Below are 12,423 nucleotides of genomic sequence, written 5' to 3'. Positions count from 1 at the left end.
CAATCAGAAGACGATGAAAAGGGGCGGGCATATGACGGAGAAACAGATCGAGCAGTTACTTAAGGATTATCATTGGATGATCAATTCGGTGAAGGTGATGCGTGAGAACTTGCGCGATGCCGGGGATGGGCTAACGGCACAGTATGGCATCGAGGCGGTCATGCCGAAAGGGAAGGGCGAAGCGAGTGATCCGGTATTTCGTGAAGTGATCAGACGCAGTAAACACCATGAAAAGATTTCTGGATATGAAAGTAAAGTCAAAATGATTCAGGAGCGTATTCATGTGATTGAAGATGTGAGGGAGGCGGAGGTTCTTCACTGGATTCTAGAAGGCAAAGGGTACTCATGGATAGCGCGTCACATGGGGCTATCACACACTCATATCAAAAGACTATTTTCCTCGATCGCAAGACAAATGGCTGAAAATGTTCAAGATGTTCAAAACGTTCAAAAGTGCATTTAGTTCATGTTTTCGCGTTTGCGGAAAATACTGGTACCATGGAAGGCAGGTCGGGGAGTTGGTGGTCTTGGGGTGCGAGAGTACACTTTGGCTACTGATTCCCCGAATACGGGCGATATTTGTACTTTGAAAACTATGTGCCATACAGTCATAAAATAATCGTGGGCTAGCGAGTACCTGCCATTAAATTGGTGATAGAGAGCAAGCGTTAGCTAATAAAGGGCTTGATATGGTGTGTAGTTTTGGGAGTATGAAGGATTTACGCCTTTCATGACGAAATATTGTAGATGGGAGGCGAGAAGTAAATGGAGATAACATACACAGCGAAGTCCTTGTTTTGGTTAGAGAGAGCAATCATTATAAATAATGTTTCTGAGAAAGTTGATAAAATTACAGTCGAAAGCATTGGTAATACTGATATGTTGCGAATTACATTGTTCTTAAGAGAGGTGACGGAAAGAGAGGAAGGGTTGGGTATTTCTGATGATATAGTCGATAAATTAATCTCTTTTTTATCTTTTGAGTTGAAAAGTCCTTTGGATAGCGTGAGATTCAACCAGATAAAAACAGATAATAAAGTAGAGCATAATATAAGCAGTACAATGGTTGGTCGATTCAAAGTAATCGAACCAATTAACGGTAGTAGAATAGAAGAATTAGAAAAAAATTTTAAAGTCGGTTCCATAATAAGTAATTTAAAAATATTTTACAATCAAGCTCTCAAAGAAGAAGAACCAATCGGGAGATTTGTTTTGTTGTATAGTTTAATGTACATAGTAGCTAAAAACCCTCGTAAAGAATATGTAAGTCAATTTGACATTGATAAAATGATAAAAAGATTTGAAAGAGGGGTTTACACAGCTCCTCCTCCAGCAAGTTCTGGGAAAACATGTCCTTACGAAACTATTTACACCATTATCCGTAACAAAATCGCTCATACAGAAGAGACAGAGGATTTTATAGCTCTAAAAAGCGATGTATTGAAATACTTACCTGCATTTATGGGTGTAGTAAAGAAATGTGTAGAGTCGAAATGAATAAGCATTTGAAGTAGCATCTCATTCCGAGGTGCTTTTTCTATGCCTAAAAATAAAGGAGGCGGCGGTGATGTGATGTGCCTAATTGGATTGAGATTCAGAAGGAATGGGAAACAAGCGATATAACATTTAAAGATTTAGCTGAGAAACATGGCGTGAAAGATTCGACCATTCGTAGTAGGAAGAACCGAGAGAAATGGCAACGCAACGCAACGGCAAATAACGCATCGCAACGCGCAACGAAAAAGAAGAGTGTTGCAACGGAGAAAGACGAACAACAATCCGTTAGAAAGCGCGGTGCTCCTAGAGGGAATGGTAATGCTAAGGGGAACAGAGGGAATGTAAACGCATCGCCTCCAAAACGAAACTCAAATGCGGTGACTCACGGATTCTTCGCCAAGTATTTACCGGAAGACACGTTAGAGATCATGGAGGCAATGCAAGAACGTTCTCCCGCTGATTTAATATACGATCAGATACAGATTCAGTATGCTGCTATCATCCGTGCTCAACAGATCATGCACGTTGAAAGTAAAGACGAAACTGTGAAAGTCCTCTCGAAAGTGAAAGGGCTTATTAATGATGACGATACAATCGAATTTGCAGAAGAAAAGCAATATGATTATCAGTTCGCATGGGATCGTCATGCAACTTTCTTGAATGCCCAAAGCCGAGCGATGAGCGAGCTCAGATCGTTGATTAAGCAGTTCAATGATCTAGCTTACGAAGATGATGAACGCCGATTGAAACTCGAAGCAATGCAAGTTGGCATTGACAAAACGAAAGCCGAACTTAAAGATTTACAAGGTGATACTTCGGATGATGCACACGAACGCATGCAACAATACATGAAAGCGATTGGAAAAGCGGATGTGACGGCGGTGTTTAACGATGAGTAGAAAGCGAAAACGCACCACTGCATTTAAGTTTCGTCCATTTTCCAAGAAGCAAATGCGTTTGCAGTATTGGTGGCATCCAGATAGTCCACATCATGATAAAGACATGATTATATGCGACGGTTCGATTCGTGCGGGTAAAACAGTTGCGATGATTGATTCGTTTTTGACGTTTGCGACGACTACTTTTAAACATGAAAATTTTATCATCGCTGGTCGTTCAATGGGTGCGGTGAAACGTAACATTCTCGAACCTATGTTTAAAATATTGACCGCGAAGAATATCGACTATCACTATCACATGAGCGGCGATCCGCATGTTATCATCGGCACGAACACATTTTATTTATTTGGAGCGTCGAATGAAGCGTCACAAGACACGTTGCAAGGATTAACAGCGGCTGGTGCGTACTTGGATGAAGTGGCACTTATGCCTGAATCATTTATTAACCAAGCGATTGGTCGTTGCTCTGAAGATGGTGCAAAGATATTTTTGAACTGCAACCCAGAGGGCCCATATCATTGGTTCAAAACAGATTTCATCGATCAAGCGGAAGAGAAGAAAATCTATCGACTTCATTTCACGATGGAAGATAACCCATCCTTATCCGAAAAAACCAAAGAACGATACAAGCGGATGTTTACGGGTGTATTCTATGACCGAATGATTAAAGGTTTATGGATTGCCGCACAAGGCGTTATCTTTTCAATGTTTCACGAAAAAGAACATGTCATACACGATAACCTAGCTGTTGACGACTTTGTTATCGGTATTGACTATGGTACAAGTAATCCGACAGCGTTTATTTTAATTGGCATCAAGTACCAAGACGATGGCTCAAACAAATACTACATCATGGACGAGTATTACCATGATGGACGTAAAGATGGGCAATTGACGGACAAGCAGCATTACGCAAATCTAAAAAAGTTTGTCCGAGAATCAAAAATATTGCAAAAACATATCAAGCGCAATCCAATGTTTAATCCAAATCATATGACAATCTATTTAGACCCTAGTGCTGCGTCTTTCAAGGCGGAGATACACGACGAGGGTCTTTTTCGTGTTGTTGAGGCGGATAATGACGTACTTAACGGTATTCGTACAGTTCAATCTATGATTTCGAGTGAATCTTTATATGTCCATAACGATTGCGAAAACGTGAAGAAGGAATTCGCATCTTACGTTTGGGATAGTAAAGCAGGCAATAAAGGCATAGATAAGCCGATTAAAGAGCATGACCACGCACTTGATGGTATTAGGTATGTGGTTTATACGATTGAGGATGCGGTGTCTGTGAATGTTACAGAAGTTGAATACGACATTGACGATGACGATGATGATTGGTAAAGGAGAGGTAATTATGAATCAAAACAAAGAAATGAATGTTGCAATCGAGATTTTGGAACACCAAAGAAAGCGATTAGCGAAGGAATTAGATGACAATAGTCAACGGTTTGGTTTTTTGACCGCGGAATTGAAGGTGCTGAATAAATCAAATGAACAAACTGTAAATGAAATCGAACAAATAGATAAAGCAATTGAAAAGTTGCAATGACATTTCATCTGAAGGGCGAGGAGGTGAATGAATGAATCAATTTGAAATGGCGTTGCATTACTTATCGACGAAGGCGTCTATTACAGCAAGACATATTAATCAAATTGTGCTAGGTCAACCACAGTATACAGAAGAAAAGTACGACAAGATGGTTAAAGAATCGTACAACAAAAATGTATGGGTGTATGCTTGTGTGCGTGCGATCGCGAGGGCAGCCGCATCTATTCCGCTTGAAGTCTATGAAAAAGGGAAAGACGGGGAATTAATCAAGGTTGAAAATCACCCATTACAACTACTGTTGGACAAGCCGAACGAAGAACATCCACGCGACGATTTCATGGAGGCGTGGGTGTCTTTTTTAATGTTGTCAGGTAATGGTTATGTCGAGATGAATGGCCCGAGCGATAATGGACCACCTATCGAACTTTGGTTGTGGCGACCCGAACGCGTTGAGATTGTCCCTGGTGAAGAGTCGATTAAAGAAATCAGGTTGAATGTGAATGGTGAGGCAATCGCGTTGCCATATGAACGTGCATTGCATACCAAACTATTTCATCCAACAAATGATTACTTTGGTTTAACTCCGTTACAGATTGCGATGCGAACGGTTGATATGGATAACTCGACAACGGACTGGAATACAACGCTTGTCCAGAACTATGCGGCGCCAGGTGGGATATTGCGAGCGCCCAAAGATGTGAAGATTAGCGATCCTGAACGAAGACGGATTACAAGAACGATCCGAAGGTTATGGGGTGGTAAACATAACGCTGGTAAAACGCATTTAGTTGAAGGTGGGCTGGAATACCAAGCGATGGGGTTATCGCCAAAGGATATGGACTTTATCGACAGTCGGAGAATGACGCGAGAAGAGATTTGCGCGGTTTTTGGCGTTCCACCGCAATTGGTAGGTATTCAGGACAAATCCACTTACAACAACTACAAGGAAGCTAGACAGGCGTTTCACCAAGACACCGTACTGCCAACGCTAGATAAAATTGTGTCGTCTATTAACCACAAGCTTGCACCGTTGTATGGCGCGAGGGTCGTTGTGGGCTATGACGAATCGAAAATTGAAGCGTTGCAGGAAAGCGCGAACGAGAAGTATGAGCGTATCTCGAATACGGACAGTTTCACGTTGAACGAGAAGCGTGCAGCTCTCGGGCAAGACGAGGTTCCGGGCGGCGACGTATTTTTCATCCCACGCAATGTTGTTTTAATGAATGAAAGTGGCGATCCTGTTGAGCTTGCACTGACAATAGGACAATCAATGCAACCCAAAGAACGACCGAACGCAGAACCGCCAGAAGAACCCGAAGAGAAAGACGCATTATCCATCGTTAAACAAGCGGAATTGAAACTTAGAAGGAAAATGAGTGCCGATGCATTTAACGATTCGGTGGATGAACGTAGTAAAATTGCTGAAAGAGTTATCGCCGGACGGTTTATGGAAGAACATGAGCGAATTGAAGAATACTTAAAAGGCATCAAGTCGATTGAAGATGTGAAGCAATCAGACATTGACGCCATTTTGTCGTTGGAAAAAGAAGAGTGGCTAGCAATGATGATTGCTTTATATTCTAACTTCGCCAAGGAGATGTATGACCGCGAACGTAAGTTATTAAAATCACAAGCGTTAAAACTAAACGTTAAATTCGATGATTACGATTTCGCTGACGTTACAGAATACATGCAAGAGTTCATTCGCGTTGCGGCGGGCGATTCCGTTAGCTATATCCACGAATGGACTAGACAAGAAATCAGATCCATTTTATCAGAAGCTTTTGAAGAAAGTTGGGCAATGAGTGCTGTAGTGCGCGAAATGAAACAACTCTATTTTGATGATTTTATGACACACCGTTCCTATCGCATTGCACGCACTGAAATGATGGCGGCGGCTTCTTATGGTAAACAGCAAGGTGTGCTGTCTCTAAACTTGCCAATTAATAAGATTTGGGTGTCTACATATGACAGCAGGACGCGGGACTCCCATAAATACGCAAATCAACAGACTGTGGATGTAAAAGATTATTACAACATTAACGGGTATAGTGCAATGTTTCCGGGCGATCCAGAATTGCCAGCGAAAGAACGTATCCATTGCCGTTGCGTTGAGGTTTACGAGGTACGGATGGATGAAGTTTAAAAACATTGAGAGGGGGTGAGAAGCGTGAAGACATTAAAGGAACTTGCAAGAGAGTTATTGCAGAAATCAGCTGCACCGACTTTGGAAACCAAAAGACATATTGAATCTAGCATGAGAATCAAAGAATACAGCCAAGAAGACATGACAATCAAGGGTTACGCTTCAACTTTTGGTGGTGAGCCAGATGCGCACGGCGATGTAGTTGTTAGCGGAGCTTTTAAAAAGACTTTGATTACACGTTCTGGACGTATTAAATTTCTCGTGGGCCATGACTGGAATCAGATTGTCGGAAAAATTGTACATGCGAAAGAAGACGAGAAAGGCTTGTACATTGAAGCAAAAATCGTTGATACAGTAGCGGGGAAAGACCTAATGAAATTGGTCGACGCCGGAGTTATTGATCGCATGTCAATAGGATTCGTTGTTAAAGATTACGAATGGGACGATGATGGGATTTTTTACATCAAAGAAGCAGATTTGTATGAGGTTTCTGCCGTTGGTCTACCCGCAAACGATAGAGCGCACATTCAAAAATCAATCGGTAATGAAGATGTTAATCGTTTAGTTACCTTGCTTCAAAAAGCGATTGATGAAGCGGTAGAACAAAAGGTGAAAAGTCAACAGGTTGATGATCCGCAAGCAAGTGAGCAAGAAGAAAAAATTAAAAGTTATTTAGATCAAATTAAAAGTTTAACAGCTAACTAGGAGGCGTTAATATGGATGAAATGATTAAAGAATTGCAGAAAGCCACTAAGGCTTTGCAAGACACAAACGACAAGCGCGAAGAGGAAGTAAAGAAGTTTGGTGAATCCACAGCAGAAACGCAAAAGAAAATGGATGATTTGAATGAACAAATTACAAAAATGCAAGATCAACTGAACGAAATGGCGACGAAGCAAAACCGTCGTCACCAGACAGAACAAAATGGGAAGTCAGATGAACAAATCGAGAAAGAAATGAAGCAGAAGTCTGCATTCCTTAAATTTATGCGTGCAGGTGGTCGACAAGACAATCTAGACGCAGAAGAGAAGAAAGCTATCGCAGATGTACCGATGCATCTAAAGGCGCTTGTGGAGGATTCTCTTGGCGAATTAATTGTCCCGGAAGATGTTGACCGCGAAATTCAGATGGCGGTTCATGACCAAGTAATTATGCGTCAATTAGCGCGCGTTGTACCAACATCTTCTAACCGTATGCGCCGTACAATGTTTAACAAATTGACAGCCGGTTACGGGAAGCTTGAAACAAACGTTGACAATTACGATGTTAAAAAGTTTGAATCAGATGTTATCCCGGCGCGTGAGTGGCTGTTCGTCCAAAACCTATACGCACTTACTGGGGTTGGCGAGGACCAATTGATGGACAGCGAGTTCAATTTAACGCAAATTATCACGCAAATGTTTGCGGAAGCATTTGCATACACAGAAGGCAACGCATTCATGAATGGGCGTGGCAATAATTACGAAGAGCCGGAGGGATTACTTGTTGATCCATTTGTTAAGCACTTCAAACTAACTACTGATGCAAAGTTGCTTGACGGCTTGTTGTCGCTACAATATGCGCCGAAAGACAAGATTGCACGTGATAACGGTGTTTATATCATCAATGCGGAAACGGAGCTGTATACCCGTACCCAAAAGGACGACACAGGCAACTACATGTGGCAACCACCGGTCCAAGCGGGTAAACCAGCTTCGTTATTCGGTAAACCAGTTTACAAAGATGATTCAATCGGAAAAGGGGCGGCGGCTGTTTACGGTGACATTAAGCGCGCCTATACAATTCTCGACCGCAACGGTATGACGATTCGTCGTTATGACCAAGCGGCGTCGGCGATGGAAAATGACATTATTCCATTTCGAGCGAAAGCCCGGAATGGTGGCGGTGTAACACGTCCAGAAGCGGTGGCAGTGCTTGAAACAGAAGTTCCAAACTTAGGTGGTAAACTCGAGCTAATTGAAGTAACACCCTGATAAGCCCGGTAAATCGGGCGGCACAACGACATTTGCTGTTGAAGAATCCCGAAAAGAAGAACCTGCACGATATTCGTACAATGACCTAACGGTGCGTGAAATAAAGGCGCTGCTTGACGATTTAGGCATTGAATATACGAGCGATATGAAAAAACAAGAGTTATTCGACTTGCTATAAGTTGATTAACTCTTTTATTTATTGGGAGGGAAAAGCATGGCATTAGCAGACATCACAGCGGTTTTAGATGCAGCTGTTTTGGGAGAATCGAGGTACGTATTCGTATTAGTTCAAACAAACTCGACTGAACAAATGGTGATTATCCCAAATGAAGATATTGCGGCAAAGAAATCTTTTTACGAAGAGAGTTTTAATATAGATGGAACTCACAAAGCGTATCCTGGTATCGCGCTATTAGCGGCAGATCACGGTGATGAACCAGTCAATATCAAACTTCGTAATGATTTCTATGGCGGCGAAGTAGATGTCGACGAGGAGGAAGAGAGTGGCGAAACAGAATAATATAGGAGTGCTTCGGCATTCCTTTTTTCATTTAAGAAAGGGGTGACATAATGCTGAAAGAGAACGCGCTCACAACAATCGAACGTGCTAAGCGTTTTATTTACGGCGATATTAACGAAGTTGAGGCAAAGCAAAATGTCACGGATGATAGCCGGATTGCTGACGCTGTGAATGCTGCTTCAGCTGCTATTGAAAGTTATTGCCGGCGTAAGTTCAAGCGACAGCGCCATATTCAAAATGTAATTGATCCAACGAATGAAATCCTCTTTAATGAGTATCCAGTGCATGAGATAGCGACAATTAACGGGCGACTACTAAATTCTTTACGAATCGCGACATTCTTGGAAAGTGAAAGTGGGATATTGGATATATACGGAGCGCAAATACGTGGAATCGTTGAGTATGAAGCGGGATACACACTACCGAAGGATGGGACAGAGGACAATCCAAGTGACTTGCCAAGCGACTTAGAACTGGCAACTCTTAGATTAGTCGAAAAAATGTATGTTGATGAAGATGGATTTGTGGGTGAATCTGGCTCAATCAAGCTTGGTGATTGGACGGTACGGGATGGCACAACGTCGCAACAGGACATTGACAGCGTCATTCCGAATGAGGTTGCCCAATTATTGGACGGACACGCACGACAGTGGGTGGTCACATGAACTTTAAAAAATCTCAACGCCTATTCAAAAAAACATTGAAAGATGAATGTGATATATTCAGCAAAAAACGCACACGCGTTAATGGCCAGTGGAAAGAAGCATATATTCGCGTTGGTCATCAAGTTAAATGTCGAGTGTCAACGGTGGTGCGGCAAAATACGGAGCAGACACCACAAGAAAGACAAGAATTTGTGACTCCTTATGTAATTTATATGTTGCCAATGGACGTGAAACAAGATGATCGCATTCTTTTTAAAAATCTATGGTATGAGGTCAAAACAAAACCCAGGAATCCATCATTTGCAGATCATCACTACGAGTTACCAGTCGACACAACCGACCAGGAATACAAAATCATCGAGGTGGACGGGGTGGTGATGCTCGATGTCTGACAATAATATGCAGTTCGAATTGCGTTGGAACGACAATGCCGCAGACAGGATGACACACGAAGTTGAAGCACGAGTGACGAATGCGGGGTTTCACCTACAAAGAAAAATCGTTGAACGCCTATCGTCAGGTGCTCAGTCAGGTAAGACATATCATGTGCCAGGTACACAAACCACTTACACCGCATCAGCAGGCGGAGAGGTGCCAGCCAAAGTCACTGGATGGTTAGCACAGAATGTTATCGCAAAACCCGTTCTCGAATGGACAGGCCCTGTTTCTTACGTTGGTATTCGGGGCGGTCCCGATGGTGTGCCGTATGCCAAAAGGTTGGAGTACGGTTTTGTTGGCAGAGACTCACTCGGTAGGATGTACAACCAGGAAGCGCGTCCGTTTTTCCGTTCGACGTATGAAGTGGAACGAGAAGATATCAAACGCATGCTAGGAGGTCGCTGACGTGGATTACAAAGTTTATTTCAAGACGTTAGGATATAGGGTCGAATCGAATGAAAAGGGGCTTAAGGTGAAACAAGGCGACAAGGAAGTGTTATTGTCTAATCAGATGATGCAACAGACCAATAAACAGTATCTAACTATAATGGTAAAGGAAGCGATGAGGTGACTAATGCCAGTTGTAACAAATGCCAAAAGTTGTTTTTTGTCAAAAGTGAAAACCGTAGACATGGAAAAGATGTAGTTGAGTTATATTTTACCTGTCCTCATTGCAATGCGCATTATACCGGTGTGATATTAGATGATGCAGGAAGAAAAATGCAAAGAGATGTACGGAAGTTGCAAGAACGTATAGGCAAATTAAGAATCGAACATCCGAATGGCAGTGTGAAAGAGGACCAATTAACAAAGCAACTCGGTGTTCTAGGTCAAAAAATCAAAAATAAGATGGATAAATTAAAGACAAAGTACGTTAAAGAAGCGGTCAATCAGTAAAAGTCACTCATTTGGGTGGCTTTTTCTATGCCTGAAAGCAGGTGAAGTATGAATTTAATCAAATACATGCAATACATCATAGAAACAGACAAAACGATTCGAGAACTACTTCATTTTGAAGTGGACGAAATGACAGGCATTAAATACCCATCTGTTGCTTATGGTGAAATCCCTGAAGGTATGCAGATGCCATACCTACGAATTTATGAAGAGTCAAACACACCGAATGAGGACCACGAAACAAGGCGTCTGATTCGTTTCGAAGTAATCGCAGAAAATGACTACGAAATACCGAAGCGCGCAATCACTCGATTGGAACAAATATTTGCAAGACGGAACCTATTGCCATTTGCAGTGGGTTCTTTTTTGATGGGGAGAGTTCCGAAACCAACCGAATCGGGCTTTTATGGAGAAATCCTTACGCTCATGGTGCGACAACATAGACAAGATTTAATCGATTTGAAAGAAGCGTTACCCGATGTATATGTTTATTTTAAGGTGAAGAAAGGATGATTTGAATGGCTTTAAAGTACCGCACAGGATTGACGGAAGACTCGTTTAAGCATTTGCTTATCGGACCAGGTGCAATCATGGCAGATTTTGATTTGGATGAGTTTGATCCAGACGATGAGTCAACATGGGGTATACCACTTGGAGCTACAAAGGGCGGAAACAAGTTTTTTTACGACACTGAATACCATGTTGCCGAACCAGATGGCACACTTGGGGCAATTAAGGGCATGGAATGGCTTATTGCTGCAAACGGTCGAATTGAAACGCAGCTCATGGAAATGTCAAAGCGCACAATGAACAACTCAATGGCGAATTTTAATTTGAAGACTTACAATGCCCGATACGATCTATTTGAACACAATGGCGAGATCGCACCAACTCAATACCGTACGATTGCGCTAGTTGCTGAATTAATTGGCAGTCGCGACCCGATTATCATTATTTTAGAAAATGCACGTGTGACAACAGGTGTTGAGGTTGATTTGAATAATGGGAAAGACGACGTAGTTATTCCAACAACATTCGAAGCAAGGTATGACCCGGGCGCACCGACGAAGGTTCCAGTAAAGATTCTTTACCCGAAACTATCAGGTGGTTTTTTGACGGCGCCGGAAGCGAATCCGGCAGGCGGAGATTTTAGCAATGACGTATCAGTCGAGCTAACAGCAGAAAGCGGTGCAACGATTTACTACACGACTGATGGGTCACTTCCAACGGCGTTAACAGGCACGGAATACACAGGCGCAATCACAATCACTACGACAACGACGGTCAAAGCAATTGCGGTGAAAGGTTCAGATGTTTCACCGGTGTCCACGAATATTTACACAATCACATGAGTGCATAGTGCACTCTTTTTTATTTGATAAAAGGAGGAGAAATACATGGCCAATCCATTATTAACAGAAACGCCAGTTGTAACAATTAACGGTCAACAGAAGAATTTACCGCGACTATCTTTGAGTTCAACGTTCGCAATCGTAGGGTTGATCAAGGAAGCGGCAACCCCAGAAGTCATCGCATCATTAATCGCTATGCAAAACGATGAGGCGAGCGAATTTGAACGTGGTGTAAAAATCGTAGGTGTGTTACTTGAAACTATCGATAATGCCGAGGAACGCATTTACAAGGCGTTAGCTAAGATATTGAAAATTGAACAGGAACAAGTGGAGGATTTAACACTCGAAGAAATTGTTGAGGTTGTTATTGCATTCAAAGACCATCCAGACGTGGGTTTTTTTACGGAGAAACTTCCAAAAATGCTGAAAGAAATGAAGAATCCACTCTCGAATCCGATGACACGCTAATTAAAAAACGTA

At 42.2% G+C, this 12,423-nt stretch carries 17 protein-coding genes; all 17 read left to right on the top strand.

Annotation, left to right across the window (positions count from 1 at the left end):
- Positions 1-31: 31 nt before the first annotated feature.
- The 17 genes from ACFPRA_RS01430 to ACFPRA_RS01350 all read left to right on the top strand — a co-directional run bounded on the left by ACFPRA_RS01430 (position 32) and on the right by ACFPRA_RS01350 (position 12,411).
- The gene (locus ACFPRA_RS01430) at positions 32-463 is read left to right on the top strand and encodes a helix-turn-helix transcriptional regulator (RefSeq protein WP_381429697.1); all 432 of its coding nucleotides are present in this window, start codon (positions 32-34) and stop codon (positions 461-463) included.
- A gap of 302 nt (positions 464-765) precedes the next feature.
- A complete protein-coding gene (locus ACFPRA_RS01425) occupies positions 766-1,497 on the top strand; it encodes a hypothetical protein (RefSeq protein WP_381429695.1) in 732 nt (243 codons plus the stop codon).
- A gap of 77 nt (positions 1,498-1,574) precedes the next feature.
- Positions 1,575-2,396, top strand: a complete 822-nt coding sequence (gene terS, locus ACFPRA_RS01420) for a phage terminase small subunit (RefSeq protein WP_381429693.1) — start codon at positions 1,575-1,577, stop codon at positions 2,394-2,396.
- On the top strand, positions 2,389-3,744 hold the full coding sequence (locus ACFPRA_RS01415; RefSeq protein ID WP_381429691.1) for a PBSX family phage terminase large subunit: 1,356 nt from the start codon (positions 2,389-2,391) through the stop codon (positions 3,742-3,744). The genes terS and ACFPRA_RS01415 overlap by 8 nt, the downstream gene beginning before the upstream one ends.
- Before the next feature lie 13 nt (positions 3,745-3,757).
- On the top strand, positions 3,758-3,952 hold the full coding sequence (locus ACFPRA_RS01410) for a hypothetical protein (RefSeq protein WP_381429689.1): 195 nt from the start codon (positions 3,758-3,760) through the stop codon (positions 3,950-3,952).
- A gap of 31 nt (positions 3,953-3,983) precedes the next feature.
- Positions 3,984-6,098 (top strand): phage portal protein, encoded by a 2,115-nt coding sequence (locus ACFPRA_RS01405; RefSeq protein ID WP_381429687.1) that lies wholly within the window; start codon positions 3,984-3,986, stop codon positions 6,096-6,098.
- 24 nt (positions 6,099-6,122) lie between these two features.
- A complete protein-coding gene (locus tag ACFPRA_RS01400) occupies positions 6,123-6,803 on the top strand; it encodes an HK97 family phage prohead protease (protein ID WP_381429685.1) in 681 nt (226 codons plus the stop codon).
- Positions 6,804-6,814: 11 nt separating this feature from the next.
- Positions 6,815-8,071, top strand: coding sequence for a phage major capsid protein (locus ACFPRA_RS01395; protein WP_381429684.1), 1,257 nt, complete (start codon positions 6,815-6,817; stop codon positions 8,069-8,071).
- Positions 8,072-8,285: 214 nt separating this feature from the next.
- Complete coding sequence (locus tag ACFPRA_RS01390; protein ID WP_381429682.1) at positions 8,286-8,591, top strand: hypothetical protein; 306 nt, start codon at positions 8,286-8,288, stop codon at positions 8,589-8,591.
- Positions 8,592-8,641: 50 nt separating this feature from the next.
- Positions 8,642-9,256, top strand: coding sequence for a hypothetical protein (locus ACFPRA_RS01385; protein ID WP_381429680.1), 615 nt, complete (start codon positions 8,642-8,644; stop codon positions 9,254-9,256).
- Entirely contained in the window at positions 9,253-9,648 is a 396-nt protein-coding gene (locus ACFPRA_RS01380) for a hypothetical protein (protein WP_381429678.1), read from the top strand. The genes ACFPRA_RS01385 and ACFPRA_RS01380 overlap by 4 nt, the downstream gene beginning before the upstream one ends.
- Complete coding sequence (locus ACFPRA_RS01375) at positions 9,641-10,099, top strand: hypothetical protein (protein WP_381429676.1); 459 nt, start codon at positions 9,641-9,643, stop codon at positions 10,097-10,099. The genes ACFPRA_RS01380 and ACFPRA_RS01375 overlap by 8 nt, the downstream gene beginning before the upstream one ends.
- A 1-nt stretch (position 10,100) precedes the next feature.
- Positions 10,101-10,265 (top strand): hypothetical protein, encoded by a 165-nt coding sequence (locus ACFPRA_RS01370; RefSeq protein WP_381429674.1) that lies wholly within the window; start codon positions 10,101-10,103, stop codon positions 10,263-10,265.
- A 149-nt stretch (positions 10,266-10,414) separates the two neighbouring features.
- Positions 10,415-10,591 (top strand): hypothetical protein, encoded by a 177-nt coding sequence (locus ACFPRA_RS01365; protein ID WP_381429673.1) that lies wholly within the window; start codon positions 10,415-10,417, stop codon positions 10,589-10,591.
- 48 nt (positions 10,592-10,639) lie between these two features.
- Positions 10,640-11,104, top strand: a complete 465-nt coding sequence (locus tag ACFPRA_RS01360; RefSeq protein ID WP_381429671.1) for a hypothetical protein — start codon at positions 10,640-10,642, stop codon at positions 11,102-11,104.
- 5 nt (positions 11,105-11,109) lie between these two features.
- Positions 11,110-11,943, top strand: coding sequence for a chitobiase/beta-hexosaminidase C-terminal domain-containing protein (locus ACFPRA_RS01355; RefSeq protein ID WP_381429669.1), 834 nt, complete (start codon positions 11,110-11,112; stop codon positions 11,941-11,943).
- 45 nt (positions 11,944-11,988) lie between these two features.
- Positions 11,989-12,411 (top strand): hypothetical protein, encoded by a 423-nt coding sequence (locus ACFPRA_RS01350; RefSeq protein WP_381429667.1) that lies wholly within the window; start codon positions 11,989-11,991, stop codon positions 12,409-12,411.
- Positions 12,412-12,423: the final 12 nt, after the last annotated feature.

It is taken from the genome of Sporosarcina soli (assembly GCF_042655805.1).
In the GTDB taxonomy this organism is placed as follows: Bacteria; Bacillota; Bacilli; order Bacillales_A; family Planococcaceae; genus Sporosarcina; species Sporosarcina soli.
This window is presented reverse-complemented; position numbering and strand designations above follow the sequence as displayed.